The 18,673-nt window shown below is 53.5% G+C and carries 18 protein-coding genes; 13 read left to right on the top strand and 5 right to left on the bottom strand.

Annotated features, from left to right (window positions below; translation table 11 throughout):
• The first annotated feature begins 21 nt into the window (after window positions 1-21).
• The 7 genes from K355_RS24290 to K355_RS0117430 all read left to right on the top strand — a co-directional run bounded on the left by K355_RS24290 (window position 22) and on the right by K355_RS0117430 (window position 8,975).
• Window positions 22-2,016 carry a sensor histidine kinase gene (locus K355_RS24290; RefSeq protein WP_081649556.1) on the top strand — a complete coding sequence of 665 codons (1,995 nt, stop codon included), beginning with the start codon at window positions 22-24 and terminating at the stop codon, window positions 2,014-2,016.
• Window positions 2,017-2,077: 61 nt separating this feature from the next.
• Entirely contained in the window at window positions 2,078-3,454 is a 1,377-nt protein-coding gene (locus K355_RS0117460) for a sigma-54-dependent transcriptional regulator (protein ID WP_022733450.1), read from the top strand.
• Window positions 3,455-3,770: 316 nt separating this feature from the next.
• Window positions 3,771-4,763, top strand: a complete 993-nt coding sequence (locus K355_RS0117455) for a TRAP transporter substrate-binding protein (protein WP_022733449.1) — start codon at window positions 3,771-3,773, stop codon at window positions 4,761-4,763.
• Window positions 4,764-4,804: 41 nt separating this feature from the next.
• Window positions 4,805-5,371 carry a TRAP transporter small permease gene (locus K355_RS0117450; RefSeq protein ID WP_022733448.1) on the top strand — a complete coding sequence of 189 codons (567 nt, stop codon included), beginning with the start codon at window positions 4,805-4,807 and terminating at the stop codon, window positions 5,369-5,371.
• A gap of 21 nt (window positions 5,372-5,392) precedes the next feature.
• Complete coding sequence (locus K355_RS0117445; protein ID WP_022733447.1) at window positions 5,393-6,802, top strand: TRAP transporter large permease; 1,410 nt, start codon at window positions 5,393-5,395, stop codon at window positions 6,800-6,802.
• Window positions 6,803-7,162: 360 nt separating this feature from the next.
• On the top strand, window positions 7,163-8,440 hold the full coding sequence (locus K355_RS24285) for a multidrug effflux MFS transporter (RefSeq protein WP_022733445.1): 1,278 nt from the start codon (window positions 7,163-7,165) through the stop codon (window positions 8,438-8,440).
• Window positions 8,441-8,465: 25 nt separating this feature from the next.
• On the top strand, window positions 8,466-8,975 hold the full coding sequence (locus tag K355_RS0117430) for a DinB family protein (protein ID WP_022733444.1): 510 nt from the start codon (window positions 8,466-8,468) through the stop codon (window positions 8,973-8,975).
• 9 nt (window positions 8,976-8,984) lie between these two features.
• Here K355_RS0117430 and K355_RS0117425 read toward each other — a convergent pair whose 3' ends face one another.
• Both K355_RS0117425 and K355_RS0117420 read right to left on the bottom strand, forming a co-directional pair.
• Entirely contained in the window at window positions 8,985-9,770 is a 786-nt protein-coding gene (locus K355_RS0117425) for an enoyl-CoA hydratase/isomerase family protein (RefSeq protein WP_022733443.1), read from the bottom strand.
• A gap of 93 nt (window positions 9,771-9,863) precedes the next feature.
• Window positions 9,864-10,577, bottom strand: coding sequence for a YoaK family protein (locus K355_RS0117420; RefSeq protein ID WP_022733442.1), 714 nt, complete (start codon window positions 10,575-10,577; stop codon window positions 9,864-9,866).
• Window positions 10,578-10,813: 236 nt separating this feature from the next.
• On the opposite strand from K355_RS0117420, the gene K355_RS0117415 reads away from it, so the two are divergent.
• Window positions 10,814-11,503 carry an orotate phosphoribosyltransferase gene (locus tag K355_RS0117415; protein WP_028791713.1) on the top strand — a complete coding sequence of 230 codons (690 nt, stop codon included), beginning with the start codon at window positions 10,814-10,816 and terminating at the stop codon, window positions 11,501-11,503.
• 93 nt (window positions 11,504-11,596) lie between these two features.
• On the opposite strand, the gene K355_RS0117410 is transcribed toward K355_RS0117415, so the two are convergent.
• The gene (locus tag K355_RS0117410; RefSeq protein ID WP_022733440.1) at window positions 11,597-12,217 is read right to left on the bottom strand and encodes an NAD(P)H-dependent oxidoreductase; all 621 of its coding nucleotides are present in this window, start codon (window positions 12,215-12,217) and stop codon (window positions 11,597-11,599) included.
• A gap of 93 nt (window positions 12,218-12,310) precedes the next feature.
• Here K355_RS0117410 and K355_RS0117405 point away from each other — a divergent pair, with 93 nt between their 5' ends.
• Window positions 12,311-12,934, top strand: coding sequence for a TetR/AcrR family transcriptional regulator (locus K355_RS0117405; protein ID WP_022733439.1), 624 nt, complete (start codon window positions 12,311-12,313; stop codon window positions 12,932-12,934).
• A gap of 18 nt (window positions 12,935-12,952) precedes the next feature.
• Here K355_RS0117405 and K355_RS25180 read toward each other — a convergent pair whose 3' ends face one another.
• Entirely contained in the window at window positions 12,953-13,663 is a 711-nt protein-coding gene (locus K355_RS25180) for a glutathione S-transferase family protein (protein ID WP_022733438.1), read from the bottom strand.
• A 72-nt stretch (window positions 13,664-13,735) separates the two neighbouring features.
• Window positions 13,736-14,107 (bottom strand): VOC family protein, encoded by a 372-nt coding sequence (locus K355_RS0117395; protein WP_022733437.1) that lies wholly within the window; start codon window positions 14,105-14,107, stop codon window positions 13,736-13,738.
• 132 nt (window positions 14,108-14,239) lie between these two features.
• Between K355_RS0117395 and K355_RS0117390 the strand changes: the two genes are divergently transcribed.
• From K355_RS0117390 to K355_RS0117375, 4 genes are all read left to right on the top strand, one after another.
• On the top strand, window positions 14,240-15,106 hold the full coding sequence (locus K355_RS0117390; protein WP_245562965.1) for a LysR family transcriptional regulator: 867 nt from the start codon (window positions 14,240-14,242) through the stop codon (window positions 15,104-15,106).
• Window positions 15,107-15,284: 178 nt separating this feature from the next.
• On the top strand, window positions 15,285-15,896 hold the full coding sequence (locus K355_RS0117385; RefSeq protein ID WP_022733435.1) for a hypothetical protein: 612 nt from the start codon (window positions 15,285-15,287) through the stop codon (window positions 15,894-15,896).
• Between the two features lie 160 nt (window positions 15,897-16,056).
• The gene (locus K355_RS0117380; protein WP_022733434.1) at window positions 16,057-16,899 is read left to right on the top strand and encodes a universal stress protein; all 843 of its coding nucleotides are present in this window, start codon (window positions 16,057-16,059) and stop codon (window positions 16,897-16,899) included.
• A 199-nt stretch (window positions 16,900-17,098) separates the two neighbouring features.
• Complete coding sequence (locus K355_RS0117375; RefSeq protein WP_022733433.1) at window positions 17,099-18,502, top strand: aspartate aminotransferase family protein; 1,404 nt, start codon at window positions 17,099-17,101, stop codon at window positions 18,500-18,502.
• Window positions 18,503-18,673 lie beyond the last annotated feature (171 nt).

Below are 18,673 nucleotides of genomic sequence, written 5' to 3'. Positions count from 1 at the left end.
CGTAAAAATGAATGGGTGGAAATGCTAAGAACATCAGTCTCGGTCAAACGCACATCGCGTGCTGTTCTTTGCATATTGCTACTGTTGCTGCCTGTAACGGTTTGGACCGTGACCGAGTTCTGGCGCGAAACCCGCCTTGTCGATATCGCGCAAGATGGCCGCAACAAACTGGAACTATATCGTTCCAACCTTCAGGGCGCGATCAAGGAACATGAATACCTGCCGATCACGCTGGCTTCTGATAACCGCATCCTCAACCTTGCCACCTTTGCCGACCCCGCCAATGCCGCACAGGTAAATGTCTATTTGGAAAAACTTGCTGCCGACAGTGGCGCATCCGACATTTATTTCATGAACCGTGACGGCACGACCATTGCGGCCAGCAACTGGAACAGTGACGCGTCCTTTATCGGGCGGAATTTCTCCTTCCGGCCCTATTTTCAGCAAGCCCGCCGCGGCGAAACCGGCCATTACTTTGCCTTTGGCATCACATCGAACGTTCCGGGCTACTATATTTCCCATCCGGTGCGCTCCGATGGTGTGACGTTTGACGGGGCGATGGTTGTTAAAACCCACCTTGATACATTGCTGCAGCGATGGACCAAAGGTGGAGAAAGCGTGCTTGTCACGGATGAAAACGGCATCGTCATCATATCAGCTCGTCCGGAATGGCGCTTTCGCACCCTCGAAGACCTGCCCGCCAAAAATCGTCCGCGCATCATCGCATCGCGTAAATACGGCGATTCTCCTCTTGAACTGATGCCTCTGACCGACGGGCAATGGCCCAAGGGCGATGAACTTTCTGTTCTGACGTTGTCGACCATTCCCAAAGACCTGTCCGACATGCCACCAGCGGAGCGTGCGGAAAAAGCAGAACCATCGTCAACAAAGACCAACCTAGGCAAGACGACATATCTCGCGACCAGCAGCTCCCTTCCCAAGCAAGGATGGCGGATGTTTCTTTTGACCGACAAGTCGGTTCTGGATCGCTCAACGCTTAGTGCCGGACTAATGGCCGGTGCCGCCCACGTCATCTTTGCCGGGCTGGTTTTCATCATCCTGCAACGCCGTCGCACGATGCTTGAACAACTTGAAATCCGTGACTGGTCACAACGCGAACTTGAACGTCAGGTCCGCCTTCGCACCGCCGACCTTATGAGCACCAACTTGCGTCTGGCACAGGAAATTAACGAACGGTCACGTACCGAAGATGCCCTGCGATCCGCCCAAACCGAATTGGTCCAGACCAGCAAACTGGCCGCCCTTGGCCAAATGTCGGCGGGCATCGCCCATGAAATCAATCAACCGCTGACTGCCATTCGCAGTTATGCCGAAAATGCGCTTAAATTCATATCACGCGGCAACAGCGATACGGCCAACCGAAACCTGCAACGCATTTCCGAACTGACAGACCGCATGGGACGGATCACAAGCAACCTTAAAACCTTTGCCCGCCGTCCCGAACAGGACAATCAGCCGGTTGATGTCCATGAACAAATGCAAAAGGCCATTGACCTGATACTTGAAACCGGTCGCACCGGCGCATCAAACATCGTGCTCAGCTACGCCCCGGACTTAAAACCCGTCATTGCAGAACCCAACCAGCTTATTCAGGTCTTTACCAACATCCTCAATAATGCCGCCGATGCCTGCCCGAGTGATGAAGACGCAAAAATCGAAGTCCACATCACCAAGGGCGACGACCGCCTGCTGGTCAGCATCAAGGACAATGGGCACGGCATCCTGCCCGACAACCTGCCCAAACTGTTTGATCCGTTCTTTACCACCAAGCCATTCGGTGACGGTTTGGGACTCGGGTTGTCTATCTGCTATGGCATCATCCGCAGCTTTGGCGGCACCATTCGTGCGAAAAACCGCCCAAATGGCGGCGCATCCTTTATCATCGAACTTCGTTACGATGCGGTCACCGCCGACAGTGGCGATAACTGGCACTCGACGCAAAACGCTTCGACTGATAAACAGATCGAAACTCCGCATCAATCAGAGAGTTCATAACAGATCACGCATTGGATATGCCTTGGCCGCGTGATCTTTGAAACGGATCGAAGGAAAGCCAGTGCAAACCACCGCCCATTGCGTTCTGTTTGTTGATGATGATGCCGATGTGCGAGAAGCCGCACAGCAGACACTCGAACTGGCAGATATCCGGGTTGAGGTCTTTGCCGATGCGCTATCCGCCCTTGCCCGCCTGCGTAAAGGCTGGTCGGGCGTTGTTGTCTCTGACATCCGCATGCCGAAAATGGACGGTCTGGAATTTTTGACCGAAGCCCGCAAAATTGACGGCGAAATGCCCATCGTCATGATTACCGGACATGGTGACATCGCAACCGCTGTCCGCGCCATGCATGACGGGGCCTTTGATTTCATTGAAAAACCATTTGATCCCGATCTTTTTATCGACATCACCAAACGCGCCATCAGCCACCGGCAACTGGTTCTGGAAAACAGGACGCTTAAGGTCGAACTGGCCCGCCACAGCAAAAATGTATCGGGCTTCATCGGCCAAAACCCGGCGATGGAAAAACTGCGCACCCTGATTGGCAATGTCGCATCGACCAATGCCCATGTGCTGATCAATGGTGAAACCGGATCTGGCAAGGAAGTCATCGCACGCAACCTGCATGAAATGTCGGGGCGCAGCGGTCCGTTCGTTGCCGTGAATTGCGGGGCAATGCCCGAACAACTCATTGAGTCCGAACTGTTTGGTCACGAGGCCGGGGCTTTTACCGGGGCGGATCACAAACGCATCGGAAAATTCGAATTTGCCGATAAGGGCACCATGTTTCTCGACGAAATCGAAAGCATGCCGCTCGCCCTTCAGATCAAGCTTTTGCGGGTTTTACAGGAACGCGCCCTTGAACGGTTGGGCTCAAACCGCATCCAGCCGATTGATCTGCGCGTCGTTGCCGCCACCAAAATTGATCTGCGCGATGCCGCCTCACGCGGGGAGTTTCGCGAAGACCTCTATTACCGCCTGAACGTCGTGCAACTTCATATCCCGCCGCTTCGCGACCGTAAGGACGACATTCCATTGTTGTTTGAACATTTTGCCCGCGATGCCGCCTATCGATTTGACCGTCCGACAAAACCGATCACCCCGGCCGAACAGGCAACATTTAACGCCCATGACTGGCCGGGAAATGTGCGCGAACTGCGAAATGCCGCAGAACGCCGGGTCCTGGGGCTTGATCCACTGGCCAATGGCAAGGACGACAGCAACACAGAAATCGCGTCATTGCCCCAACAGGTCGATGCCTTTGAAAAAGGTGTGATTTGCGAAGCCCTGCGTGAACATGGCGGCAATGTCACTGCAACGGTCATGACCCTTGGCCTGCCGCGCAAGACGTTCTATGACAAATTGACCAAATACGGCATTACCCCCGCTGATTTCAGAAAACCCCGCAGTTCCAACGATGCAGAACCCGCCCGATAAGGCGGGTTTTTGTTTATCCCAGCCCATCCACATCATCGCAGAAATACGTACACATCATCTCCCCACTTGCATGTGTGGATTTTCACACATTCGTGAAATTTGATGTGCGAAATCCCCAACAAAAACAGTCACTTATGCTGCATCGCACACTTGCATCAACACCCCTAACCGGTTGTTTTCATGTAGTTTATAGGCAACCGTAAAAACTGGCCCGCGCCTTGCTGATAAGAGGCCAGCGCCGCACGGCGTTTCAAAACGACGCCGACAAAAGGCGCGCTACCGGGAAAACGCACAAAACTTATAGGGAGACATTTTGATGCGTCTTATCAGCAAGAAAATCCTCGCAGCCAGTGTTGCAACGGCCGCAATCCTTGGCATGAACGGCATGGCATCCGCACAGGAAGTCATCAAGTTTGCCCATGTGGTCGCGCCGAACACCCCCAAAGGCAAGGGTGCGGAATTCTTTAAAAAACGCGCCGAGGAACTCCTTGGCGACAAAGTTAAAATTGAAATTTACCCAAACTCGCAGCTGTTTGATGACAGCAAGGTTCTTGCCGCCATCCTGCGGGGTGATGTTCAGTTCGGCGCACCGTCGCTGGCGAAATTTGGCAAATGGACCAAAAAGCTTCAGGTCTATGACCTTCCGTTCCTGTTTAAAGACATGGATGCTGTTTCCTGCTTCCAGAACGGTGAAAAAGGTCAGGAACTTCTGGGCGCCATGTCCGACAAGGGTTTGACCGGTGTTGGCTATTGGCACAACGGCCTCAAACAGCTTTCGGCCAACAAGCCGCTCAACAATCCTGCCGATGCCGAAGGCCTGAAATTCCGTATTCAATCGTCTGACGTAATCGCGGCACAGTTCGAAGCCGTCGATGCGGTGCCACAGAAAATGGCATTCTCGGAAACCTATTCCGCCCTTCAGACTGGCGTTGTTGATGGTCAGGAAAACACCTGGTCGAACATCTATTCGAAGAAATTCTTCGAAGTTCAGGATTACATCACCGAATCCAACCATGGTCTTCTGGACTACATGGTCGTCACCTCGACCAAATGGTGGGACGGTCTGGACCCGGAAATCCGTGACGGCCTGACCCAGGCCATGAACGAAGCATCCGACTATGCCAACAGCCTGTCGGCTGAACTGACCGCCGAACAGCGTCAGGCCGTCATTGATTCGGGTGAAACCGAAGTTCAGCAACTGTCTGGTGACGATTTCGCCGCATGGCAGGATGCCGTCAAACCGGTTTGGGCGGAATTCTCCGACGACATCGGTCAGGACATCATCGACGCAGCTGCGGCGTGTAACTGATCCGTTCTTCTTTCCCTACATTTGGAAAAGGGCCGTTTCTGATGATTTCAGCGGTCGTTACCCGGCTGGAGGAGGGCTTAATTGCCCTCCTGCTCGCCGCCATGACGTCACTTACCTTTGTGAATGTCGTCATGCGCTACGTGTTTAATTCCGGCCTGACCTGGGCTCTGGAAATCACCGAATTCCTGTTTGCCTGGCTGATCCTGTTTGGCATGTCCTATGGGGTGAAGGTTGGATCGCATATCGGGGTGGATGCGCTTGTGCGCCTGTTCCCCGATAAGGTCCAGCGTGTCATTGGGCTTATCGTTGTTGGCGCAGGCCTCCTTTATTCAAGCTGGCTGATCATTGGCGGGTGGGAACTCGTCAGTTTCAACCACATGCTTGAAATGGAGGCCGAAGACAGCCCGGTCATGCTGTGGTTCGTCTATCTGATCATGCCGGTCGGTGCCGCCCTTTTGGCCTTCCGTCTGGCACAGGTTGGCTGGCGGATCATTACCGGCAAGCAGGTTGGTTTCAATCTGGCTGACGAAGCCCGCGAAGCGATTGATCAGATTGCCCCAAACGGCAGTGACGATGATCAAAATGCTTCTGCCACGCCTAAATCATAAGTCAGGCAGGGACACAAAATCATGACAATTGCATTCCTGTTTATCCTGTTGTTCGGCTTAATGGCATTGGGCGCACCGATTGCCATTTCACTTGGCGTATCGTCGCTTGCGACCATTATGCTGTTTGGCGATGACAGCCTTGCCACGCTGGCGGAAAAGCTGTTTGGCGGGATGGAACATTACACCCTTCTTGCCATCCCTTATTTCATTCTGGCATCGGCGTTTCTATCGACCGGTGGCGTTGCCCGTCGTCTGATCCGCTTTGCCATTGATACGGTTGGCTGGTTCCCCGGTGGATTGGCCATGGCATCAGTTCTGGCCTGTATGCTGTTTGCCGCCGTTTCGGGCTCCAGCCCGGCCACGGTTGTTGCCATCGGCTCCATCGTGATCGCCGGGATGGTGCGTGCAGGCTATCCGCAAAGCTTTGCGGCTGGTGTGATTTGTAATGCCGGAACACTTGGCATTCTGATCCCGCCATCGATCGTTATGGTGGTCTATGCCGCCGCGACCGAGGTTTCGGTTGGCCGCATGTTCCTTGCCGGGGTGATCCCGGGCATCATGGTCGGCCTGATGTTGATGATTGCGATTTACATCGTCGCACGCGTCAAGAAACTCCCAAGCCAGCCACGCCCGACCCTTGGCGAATGGGGCCGCGCATTGCTGTCGGCATCTGGTGGACTGTTCCTTGTAGTACTGATCATGGGCGGTATTTACGGTGGTGTTTTCACCCCGACCGAGGCCGCCGCTGTTGCAGCCTTCTATGCCATGATTGTTGCCGTGGTATTTTACCGTGACATGGGCCCGATCAAGGAACAGTCATGGGTGCCTGAAAACGGCAACACCGGTTTTGGCAGCCTGCTTGCCTATAACCTGCCGAAAATGGGCAAAGCAATCGCACTGATCCCGTTTGACAAGGACATCCGTCAGGTCCTGCTTGAGGCTGGAAAAGTCACGATCATGCTGATGTTCATCATCGCCAATGCGATGCTGTTTGCTCATGTTCTGACCTCGGAACGTATTCCTCATACGATTGCCGGAACCATTATCGACTGGGGACTTCCGGCATGGGGCTTCCTGATTGTTGTCAATATCGTGCTGCTGATTGCTGGCAACTTTATGGAACCCTCGGCGATCCTTCTGATCATGGCACCGATCCTGTTCCCGATTGCCATGCAGCTTGGCATCGATCCAATCCATCTGGGCATCATCATGGTGGTCAATATGGAAATCGGCATGATCACCCCGCCGGTCGGATTGAACCTGTTTGTGACATCCGGGATCACGGGCATGCCGTTGCTCAAGGTCGTAAAGGCGGCATTGCCGTGGTTGATGATCCTTCTCGGCTTCCTGATCCTGATCACCTATGTTCCGGTCATCTCAACTTGGTTGCCAAATACATTGATGGGTCCTGAACGGATCATGACCCATTGATCGGGTGAGCTGATCTGCAATTCAAATTGCCAAATACATTGTAACGCAAAGGGCGGCATTCCAACGGATGCCGCCCTTTGTGCGTTTACGATCAATGGCCTGCATGGCTGCCATACTGCTGTTCATATCTACCATCTCTGGAAAGAACGGATTTTTTGTGGATAATGAACAGCTTGAATCGTTTCAGGTTGCTGTTACCCGATAATTTCCAGAGCCCCACACCACGGCCACCTTCATCCTGCTTGCCTCACGCTGACGGCATCCTCACCGTCCTCCGTTGGCAAGTTGAAATCATGCTCTGATCTGGACATCGGGAAACCTGCTCCCCACCTGCCACCTCATGAAACGGAATGGAATGATATGGCCAGCAACGCGCCAAACACCGAGTTAAACCCAAAACGTCTGGCATTGTTGCTGGCAGCGTTGATTGCGACGGCCCCGTTCGCAATTGATACCTATCTGCCCGCAATCCCCGCCATGGCGGATGATTTTGGCGCGACAACCCACGCGGTTGAGGTCTCCATCAGTACGTTTCTTATCGGGTTTGCCTTGGGCCAGTTGATTGGCGGACCGGTGTCTGACCGCATTGGCCGCCGTCCCATCGCACTGACCGGCCTTATCATTTACATCATCACCAGTGCGATCATCACCAGCGTTGAAAGTTCCACCGCCCTGAATGTCATGCGGTTTATTCAGGCGATTGGCGGTGGCTTTGCCCTTGTGGTCGTCGGCGCATCGGTGCGTGATCTTTATGACGGCAAGGAAGCCGCGCGCATGTTCGCGCTGATTGCCGTGATCATGATGATTGCCCCGCTTGTCGCGCCAACCGTCGGATCGGTGCTGCTGGTCTGGTTTAACTGGCAAGCGATCTTTGTTTTATTGGTGATCTATGGCAGCGTGATGCTGTTTGTCGTCTGGTTCAAAATGCCCGAAACCACCAAATACCGCCCCCGTTATGCGGGACCGGCACGGCGCATCTGGTGGACATATCTTGGGGTTTTGCGCACGCGCAAGGCGGTTGGTTTTATGCTGACCCACACGGGTGCCAGTGCGGTGATGTTTAGCTTCCTGACCGACAGCCCGTTTATGTATATCGACTTTTTCGGCGTATCCCCGGCAGTCTTCCCCTATCTGTTTGGCTGTAATGTTGTTGTGATCGTGATTTGCAACCGGCTGAACAATCCATTGCTGCGCCATCTTGAATGTCATCAAATCCTGATGATTGGTGCTGGCATTCAGCTTGCCAGCGTCATTGGATTGTTCTTTGCCATAAACGTGTTTGAGCCAACCCTTTATAGTGTCGTGCCATTGGTGATGCTGTCAGTCGGCATGATCGGATTGACTGCCCCCAATGCCACTGCATCCTTCATGCAGTATTTCCCCCATATCGGTGGCACGGCCACGGCCCTGATGGGCACCATTCAGTTTGCCACCGGTGCAGTCGCTGGGATGTTGATTGGGCATTTTCATGACGGCACGCTCTTGCCCGTCACCATTTCAATGCTCTGTTTTGCGATTTTTGCCAATCTGATGGTGCATTTCGTGGCCGAGGCAAAGCTGCCCGAAGTTGCCTATGACTTTACCGCGCCAAACACGCCCGAAACGAAAACAGAAACCAAGCCGGTATCCGCAGAATAACCCGCCCCACAGGAGCCCCACGCACATGGCGAAAATGACGTTTGATGATTACGGCCACGTGATGGCCCGCTACAACCGCTGGCAAAACGACGTTTTGTTTAAGCTTTGTGATCAGATCGGGGATGACGAACGCCGCAGGGATCGCGGCATGTTTTTCAAATCAATTCATGCAACTCTGAACCACCTAGTCCATATCGACATCCGCATTCTGGGCATCATGAAAACCGGTGAGGCCCCGGTCTATGATGCGCATGGCACGGTTGCCGATGATTTCGATACCCTGCGCCAAGCACGCCGCGACCTTGATGCAGAGATCGAGGCATTTGTCACATCCGATGATCACGACTGGCAGGACGGGTTTCGCGAATTCACCGGGGTTGATGGCATTACCCGCAATTTGCCCCGCCCACTGTTTCTGATCCAGTTTTTCAATCACCAAACCCACCACAGATCCCAGATCACCAGCGAACTGCATAAGATGGGCCTTGATTACGGCATCACCGATGTGCCGCTGACGCCGGACCTTCCGCTATAAGCTTAACGCTTACTTTCCAACAAACACCGCTTTGCGCTTTTCAAGGAACGCGGTGTAGCCTTCCTTGAAATCCGCACTGTCAAAGGCGCGGTATCCATCGTCAAATTCACGCGCATCAATCGCCCCGCCTTGGCGTAGGCGGTTGATCATTTTTTTGTGCAGGCGTTGCGTGATCGGTGCCCCACCGGCAATCCGACTGGCGGTTGTCGCCACTTCGCCGTTAAAATCAGCAATCGGCACATGGCGGGCAACAAAGCCGATTTCACGTGCGCGTTCGGCACCAAACATCTGTCCTTCAAGCAGGATTTCAAACAGGGCTGCCTCGCCCAGTAAATCCAGCATGATTTGCAATTCCGGATACCCAAGTGTTGCGCCCAGTTTCATCGGCGGCACAGCAAATTTGGCGTTGTCGGCGGCAATGCGCAAATCACACACGGCGGCCAAAACAAACGATGCCCCCATGCACGGCCCGTCAATCGCGGCAATCACTGGATGCGTGCAGGACTGAATGGCTTGCAGGGCTTCGGCATGCAGCATTCCGTAATCGCGCGCCTTTTCAAATCCGGCCCGTTCGCGCACAAACTCATGAATGTCTGCCCCGGCGCCAAACCCAACCCCGTCGCCACCGCGAATGACCACACAGCGCAAATCCATATCATCAGACAATTCCTGTGCAATGCGCGCCAGCGTGCCCCACATCGGTTTGGTCAGGGCATTTTTGCGTTCCGGCTGACAAATGGTGATGGTCGCAACACCATCGGCAACAGTCACATTCAATCCGGTTTGATCGGTCATTGCATTTCCTATAAGGCCTGCTGCGTCAACACAGCTTTATTCGGCATTGCTATACCGAATAAACCCAAACACAGGTTTTGCCAATGGGTTCTGTCATTTGCGGATGTAATTCGGTGTTTTCGTCGTCACCAGAAACCGGGCCTGTAACCGGCTTGGAACCAGAACAGCACAGATCGCCGTTAACAAAGTGATCCCGGCAACCACCCATAAGGCATCCTGCCCCATGCGGGCAAAAAGCACCCCACCAATGATCGCCCCGACAATCATGCCCATCCACGGTACGATCTGAATGATCCAGTCCCCGCGCCGGTCCCCGGTGACCCAGCGCCCGATCCCCCGTCCAAATCGCGAAAGTGCCCCGGTCACATAGGTTAACCCGATGGGCAAGCCTTCAACAGTTTCGACCGTGGCATTGATCATGCCCATTGCAAGAACCACGACATAGAATGCCGCCGTCCCGTCAATTTCCATTGGCAACAGCGCAGCAAGACACAGCAACACGGCAACAAACCCGAGCAATCCGGCCAATCGTTTGCGAAGACTACTCGAAACAATCACGCCCAGTGCGTTCCCGGCGACGAAACAGGCAATGGCCCCCAGCAGTATCGCCGCATGGCCCCAGTTGCCCTGTGCGATGTCAATCGCGGCACGTGTGGTGTTGCCCGACATGAAGGAAACGAAACTCCCCGCCATCAGAAGCCCGACCGCATCGGTCATGCCAGCAATCATTGATATCGCCATCACAAAAATCAGGCCAAGCCCTGTGCGGCGGGCCTTAATCAGACGACGGCGTCTTTGGTGGGTCATCCTGATGCTCCGTGACAAGCTAAGGTGTCGTGCAAGATCAAGTGTAAAGCTTCGTGATTAAACAATATTTTGATCGGTGAACGCCACATATGTTCGCACGAACACGCAATACCGACCGGCAAGCAGATAAAACCCGGCTTTAACCTGACCAAATGGACAGCGGCTTTTCTTTGCGCTTTTTTGTCAAAAGCGTTATGAGGTCGGCAAATCTTCGAGCCAAAGAGGGTAAAGCTGCCATGACCACCCCATCGCCGACCGCGCATTGTTCCTATGCTGCCAAAACCGTTGCCAAGATTTTGCTAGATATCGGAGCGGTTAATTTCCGTCCGGAAGAAGCCTATATCCTGACGTCTGGCTGGGCCAGCCCGGTTTATATCGACTGCCGCAAACTCATTTCATTCCCGCGCGCACGCCGCAAGGTGATTGAGCTTGCCGCCCGTCAGGTTTCTGACAAAGCAGGTTACGAGGCATTTGATGCCGTCGCCGGTGGTGAAACGGCGGGTATCCCTTATTCCGCATGGCTGGCCGATGTGATGGACCTGCCGATGCAGTATGTTCGCAAAAAACCCAAAGGGTTCGGTCGCAAGGCCCGCATCGAAGGCGACATCCACGAAGGTCAGCGCGTTCTTCTGGTCGAAGATCTGGCTACCGATGGTGCCTCGAAAGTCAATTTCGTCAATGCCATCCGGGACGCCGGTGGGGAATGCAAACACGCCTTTGTCGTGTTCTTCTATGACATCTTCGAAGGTGCGCTTGAAGAACTGCGCAAAGACGACATCGAAATGCATTATCTTGCCACCTGGGCGGACGTTCTGGCCGTTGCCGAAGAAGGCGAATATTTCAGCCAAGACGCCATCGAAGGGGTGCGCTCGTTCCTTGCCGATCCGATTGGCTGGTCCAAGGCACATGGCGGCAAGCACGACTAAGCGAAGCCAAACAGCACACATTCAAACGCCCGCCAGATTTTGGCGGGCGTTTTGTTTTTCACCTTGTGACGGCCGGGGTAGAAGAACCGGGATTTATCCCGCCATATCCAGATCAGGTTGCGCCACCTTGGCCGGGATCGCCGCCCCAAGGTCATGCGCGGTTTTCAGGTGTGCGGCCGGATCGTTACCATCGGCCAGCAACATCAGTTCGGATGACGCGACCTCAACGCCGCAATAATCAAAAATACCCTGATGGATTTGCAGCTTCATCGCGCCGAAATACCCATGCCGGGCAAATGTGCCCAAACCGGCACCGCCAATGGCGACAAGATGAACCTTCAAATGGGTCAGCTTTTTAATGACCTTTTCGCCGTCTATGTCCTCATAGGCCCAGCCATTGGTGAACACACGGTCAATCCACCCTTTCATGATGGCGGGCATCGACCACCAATAGATCGGAAAAACCAGAACCAGCGTATCGGCACGGTCGATCCTCTGTTGTTCGGCGATGACGTCATCGGGATAAGGCGTGACAAGGTCGAACCCCGCGACATCGCCCAAACTGAATCGCGGATCAAATCCCTCTGCCGTAAGGTCGGCAAGTTCGAAACTGTGGTCCGATCCGGCATCTTCAATGCCCTTGCCGATATGATTGGCAACAGCATGGGTAAACGAACCGGTATTTGGATGTGCAACAACCACAAGTGCATGCATGACAGATCTCCTTCTTAACCGATTGCCTCAGGGCGGCAATCACTATATACTTTTAGTAAGTTACTTTTCGTAAGTTACGTTTGGTATATAAAGATGTCAAGCACCAGCGCAAATAATTCTCCAACCCGCCACAAACCGCGCAAACGGCTCTCGCGGGAGGATCGATATCGTCAACTTGTGGATGTCGCGTGGCAAATGGTGCGTGGGCAAGGAACCGAGGCACTTAGCCTTGGTTCCCTTGCCGAGCAGGCCGGTGTGACCAAGCCGGTTGTCTATGATCATTTTGGCATCCGATCGGGATTGCTGATCGCCCTGTATCAGGATTACGATATGCGCCAGTCCGCCGTGCTTGACGCCGCCCTTCAGGCAAGTGCGACGACCCTGAACGACAAGGCGTGGGTGATTGCATCATCTTATGTTGATTGCGTATTGTCTCAGGGGCGTGAAATATCAGGTGTCATTTCCGCACTTGCCGGGTCGCCAGAACTTGAGCAGGTAAAACGCGACTACAACCTCCTGTTCCTTGAAAAATGCCGCAATATTCTTGCCCCTTTTTGTGCCAGCGGCACCGTATCAACGGCCAGCCTATGGGGGTTCCTTGGCGCGGCAGAGGCCCTGTCCTACGCGGCGGCAACCGGTGAAATCACACAGGAACAGGCGAAAAACGAACTTTTTGCCACCATTGTCGCCATGGTGGCACGACACGTATCTGACTGACATAAACAGGCACAGTCTCTAACCAGCGTCTTGTCTATAAGACAAATGCACAGGCGGCAGCACCGCCAACCGGCGGGCAAGATATCCTTCCTTCGTCGCAATGAATTTCTGCATTTCCGCAAAGTAGCTTCGGGGCACGGCATTTTGGATAATGTCGTGCCCCGAAAGCTTGATCGACCAGTCTTTCAGACAATCCATTCCGGCATAAAAATCCCGGCTCAACCCAACCGAAAGCAACGGAAACGGTCGAAAAACCGTTGCGAAAACAAAATCAAGCAGACCAAGGCGGCCCTGTACCTCCATGGGTTTCGTCCCAACATGGTCGGCAAGTATTTCAAACCGTTGGGTGATCTGTGCCACCGTTGCATCGACCGCATCCTCCGTTGGCGCCTGATAAATCAGCATTGCCGTCAGCGACAATATCTGTTCGCCAAGTGCAATCAGCCCACGGTGCAGGCCACGTTCATAAAGATCGCGTGGCAACAACGTTTTGCCGGTTAAATCATCAAGATACTCACAGATCGCAGCGGCCTCAAACAGGACCCGCCCGTGATCAACAACCAAGACCGGCACTTTGCCCGTAGCGCTGATGTCAAAAAGCCAGTTCGGCTTATCCTCAAGTGAAATATCAACCCGTTCGTGATCAATTGAACATGCGGCCATGACCATGGAAACACGCTGCACATAGGGACATAATCGATGTCCCACCAGACGAAAATGAGGGTACATCACACATCCCCGAAATTTAGAAAGTCCTAAAAACCATTCTGACGAACAGCCAACGGAAATCATGACGCCGCACTATCCCATGAAATGCACGTTCAGTTTATTGCCATCCAGATCACGGAAATATGCGGCATAAAATCCGTCGTCGGTGCGTGGACCGGGTGTGCCTTCTGATGTACCGCCCAACGCCAGCGCCTTTTGATAGACCTCGTCAACCTGCTGGCGCGATTGTGCGGCCAAGGCAATCATTGTGCCATTTCCGACGGTTGCCGGTTTGCCATCAAACGGAACATGGACAGAAAAACATGGGCTATCGGCACTCTTTCCCCAGACAATAAAATCAGAAACCACCATGACGCGGCCCGCCCCAAAACACTCAAACAATGCGTCATAAAATGCACCAGAGCGATTAAGGTCATTCGTTCCAACGGATGTGTAGCCAATCATCGCAATTCCCTTTGTTATGTGTGTTCAGCATTTCGCAGGAACAGAAATAGAGAATTGCAAATTTGCAATACATACGCGATTTTGAAATGCATAATTGCAAATTTGGAACTTACGCCGATGGACTGGAATTACATGAAGTCCTTTCTCGCCATCGCAGAGACAGGATCGCTCGAACAGGCTTCCCTGAAACTACGTGTCAGCAGCACGACCGTGTTTCGTCATATTCACGCTCTGGAGAAAGAAACCGGTGCTAGACTATTTGACCGGGTTCGGGGTGATTATCAATTGACCGAAGCCGGGGCAGATATGCTGCACCCTGCACGACAGATCATGAACAGCTTCGATGTAATCAACCTGAACATTTCCGGGCGTGATGTGTCGCCGTCCGGGTTGGTGCGCATTACCGCCCCGACAAGCTTTTCATACTTCCTTTTGCCTGATTGCTTTGCGCGATTTCGTGCCGAACATCCTGACATTCAGCTTGAACTGCTGACGAGCAATCAGGAATTCAACATGACACAACGCTACGCCGACATCGCAATTCGGGTCGCCAGCCATCCGCCCGAACATCTGGTCGGTCGCGAGGTCCGAAAAATCAGTTGGGCCATTTACGGCACCTCTGATGACGTTGCGACTGACGATCTGGATGTTCTGTTGCAGCAGAACTTTATCGGCGCGTGCGGGACGCTTCGCAGTCACCCCGTTTTCACATGGTTGGAAAAATGCCACCGGGGTAAAATTCATCAGCAATCTGATGACCTGATCGCAATGGCGCAACTTGCACTTTCGGGATGCGGCTTTGCCTGCTTGCCGACCGATCTTGCCATCCCCGGTTTGAAACGTATCACCGTGCTAAAAGATATCGCGCCAAACAGATTGTGGGTCTTGACCCATCCTGACCTCAGACACATCGAACGGATAAAACTTACGATGCGCTGGATCGCCAGCACCTTAAAAAACGAACCGAAATTATCAACGCCCGACATACACACAGCGTAATGCCAGGAGATCGCTGGTCGGTCAAAAAGCTTTCATCGGCCCATATCTGGACAGGCACGATAAGTCAGTCCAATATGTTCCATAACAAAAGCAAAGTCGTAGCATCCAATACGACCGGTTTTAGGGACAACGCGATCGCGTGACCACGGCAAAACGCCACAGGTCCAAGGAGCACGACATGTCGATGCATACAACAGCCAAGACTTTGACCATGATTGCACTGACATGTGCTGTGTCTGCCTGCATGGCACCGGTCGAAGATCCCGTCACCGTCGCCAATGATAGCCAGACCATCGTCACCCCATGGGGGGGCCCGTCCAACGCGCAAGCCAATAGCGCACCCAAATCCATGGCGGGCCCAACCGGGACAACCGCCGGATCGGTCGCAACACAGTCTGACAATCTGGTGATGATGGAAGACCAAAATCAAAAAATGCTCGATCAAATGCAGAAACAGCAAATTGACGAGGCCCGCATTGCGCTCGGCATTCTGGATCGCATGGCGCAACGCTGCGTTCAGCAAGGCGATGCCGCATCCTGCGCCACCTTGCAGAAAAACTGGGCCCCACTGTCCCAGCAACTGCATAAAAGTCTATCAATGTTGTCGGGCGATGCGATGAACATCCCGATGTCCGACCCAACCATAAGCAATATGCCCGGCAGCAACATGGGCGGCCAAATGGCACCCCAAACACCGCCAGCACCACAAGGGATGGTGCCGTCAACTGGCACCGACACCCCGGAAATGGAAAAAGTCATCCCGATGACCCAGCCGGGCACGGATGGTTAGCGGCACATACGCCCCATAAAGTCGTTTTAAATTCTTCAATTTGAGATAGAGCAAAGACGCGCAAAACACCCGAGATTATGCTTATTCCATATCGAAAGGACCCGCGTGCGATCCTCACCCTTCTGGTGAAGATGACGGGCCGTACAATGGAGACAGTCTCATGTATCGGGATATTCTTGTTCACATCGACAATTCGCCTGCCTGCACAGAACGCCTTGCCGTCGCGCTGAAGGTGGCAAAGGCGCAGAAGGCCCATCTGACAGGTCTGTTCCTGCTGCCTGTGACTGATATTCCGCGCTTTATGGAAGTCCAAATTCCACAAGAAATCATCGCTCAGCAACGTCAAGCAATGGCCGATCAGGGCAAAGTGGCGCAAGGCGTATTTGAAACCGCCTGCACAGATGCCGGTATTGAATTTAGCTGGCAACAAACAACCTGTGCCGCAACCGAACTTGCCGATACGGCAGCAATGTATGCCCGCCACCATGACCTGACGATTTTAGGACAGCACGACCCGGAAAGCGGTGATCCGTGCTCTGTCTCTGAAATGCCAGATAAGGTTGTTCTGACCTCTGGCACACCTGTTCTGATCGTGCCCTATGTCGGAAAGTTTGCCACGGTCGGCGAACGGGTTCTGATTGCCTGGAAACCATACCGCGAAGCCGTTCGCGCAGTAAACGACAGCATGCCGTTCCTTGAAACCGCCAAGAAGGCCGTGGTTCTGTGTGCCGATCCGAACAAGGCAGCACGTGATACCTTGCCCGTGCCGGGCATCGACATTGCGGACCGTCTCAAACGCCACGGCATTAATGCCACAAAGGAAACCATGAATGCATCGGGCATCAGTGTTGGTGACTTGCTGTTGTCGCGGGCCGCGGACGAAAGTTCTGATCTGATTGTCTGCGGGGCCTATGGCCGCCCGCGCCTGCGCGAATTGATGATGGGCGGTGTGACCCAGCATCTTTTGCGCCACATGACCGTTCCGGTCCTGATGTCACACTAAGCCAATATCGCGCGTACCCGCATCAAAACCCCATATCAAAACCGGTCGGATCATTCCGGCCGGTTTTTCGTCATCAAGGGTTAATCCATTGCAAAGTTATCGCAGTGCAAAGGAATGGGTTGCGCCTGATCAAAGTGGGATTAAAGTGCCTTAAAAGCATTTACGGGTTTCAGGGCCCCACATCAAAACGAGGTTCGCCATGACCATCGACGCCACCAACGTCAATCCAGCCGTCGCCCCAACCGTTCCGGGCAATTCAGATGCCAGCCGCGATGTCGCGAGCTACCTGCATCCCTATACCAACCATGCCACCCACGAACAAACCGGTCCGCACATCATTACCGGCGGTGACGGCATTTATGTCACCGATGACAGCGGACATAAACTGATCGAAGGCATGGCAGGTCTTTGGTGTACGTCGCTTGGCTTTAGCGAGAAACGACTGGTGGATGCCGCCACCAAGCAGCTCAACATCCTGCCCTATTATCATACCTTTGCATCCAAAAGCACAAATCCGGCGATTGATCTTGCCGAAAAGCTGCTGGAAATCGCGCCCGTGCCGATGTCGAAGGTCTTCTTTGCCAACAGCGGCTCAGAAGCCACTGATTCTGCAGTCAAAATGGTTTGGTATTATCATAATGCTATTGGCCAGCCGGAAAAGAAGAAGATCATCTCGCGCAAGAAGGGCTATCACGGGGTTACTGTGGCGGCGGCCTCGATGACTGGCCTTCCGGGCAATCACAAACTGTTTGATCTGCCGATTGATCGCATTCTTCATACCGAAACACCGCATTACTGGCGCGATGCCCTGCCAGGTGAGGAAGAAGAAGATTTCGCCACCCGCTTGGCCGAACAGCTTGAAGACCTGATCCAGGCCGAAGGCCCCGAAACCGTCGGTGCGTTTATCGCCGAACCGATCATGGGGGCCGGTGGCGTGATTGTCCCGCCGCGCACCTATTTTGAGAAAATTCAGGAAGTGCTCAAACGCTATGACATCCTGTTTATTGCCGATGAAGTGATTTGCGGCTTTGGCCGGACCGGTCGGATGTTTGCCAGCGAAACCTTCCGACTTAAACCCGATATGATCACAGTCGCCAAACAGCTGTCATCGGCTTACCTGCCGATTTCGGCCCTGTTTATCAATGAGGCGATTTATCAGGCCGTCAAAAAGGGATCAGACGAGGTCGGGACATTCGGCCATGGCTTTACCTATTCCGGGCATCCGGTGGCAGCGGCCGTCGCACTTGAAACCCTTAAAATCTATGAGGATGACGGGATTATTGAGCATGTCCGCAGTGTCATGTCGCCGTTCCAGAAACGCCTCAAAGACCTAAACAAGTTCGATCATGTCGGCGAAACCCGGGGCCACGGCCTGATCGGGGCGTTTGAACTGGTTTCTGATAAGTGTGCGAAAACACCTTTTGATCCCTATGGTGCTGCGGGCAAAGCCGTTGCGGCCAAATGCCTTGAACATGGTGTGATCCTGCGTGCGCTTGGCGATACGGTTGCCTTCTGCCCGCCGCTGATCATCACCGAAGATCAAATTCATACGATGTTCGACGCGGTCGAGGCCGCCCTGACCGAGTGGCACAGCAGCCTATAAGTCGCGTCACAGATCAAAATATCAAAAGGCCCGGCCCAAATCCGTTTTGCGCCGGGCTTTTTTTCTAAAACCACACGTCTGATCCCGTAAAACACCGCTAAAATTGCGACCAATAGCCTTAAATACCAAATCGCCCCAAATCGATTGATTAAAACTATGGTCTGAATTGAT

It is taken from the genome of Thalassospira lucentensis MCCC 1A00383 = DSM 14000, assembly GCF_000421265.1.
Classification (GTDB): domain Bacteria; phylum Pseudomonadota; class Alphaproteobacteria; order Rhodospirillales; family Thalassospiraceae; genus Thalassospira; species Thalassospira lucentensis.
This window is presented reverse-complemented; position numbering and strand designations above follow the sequence as displayed.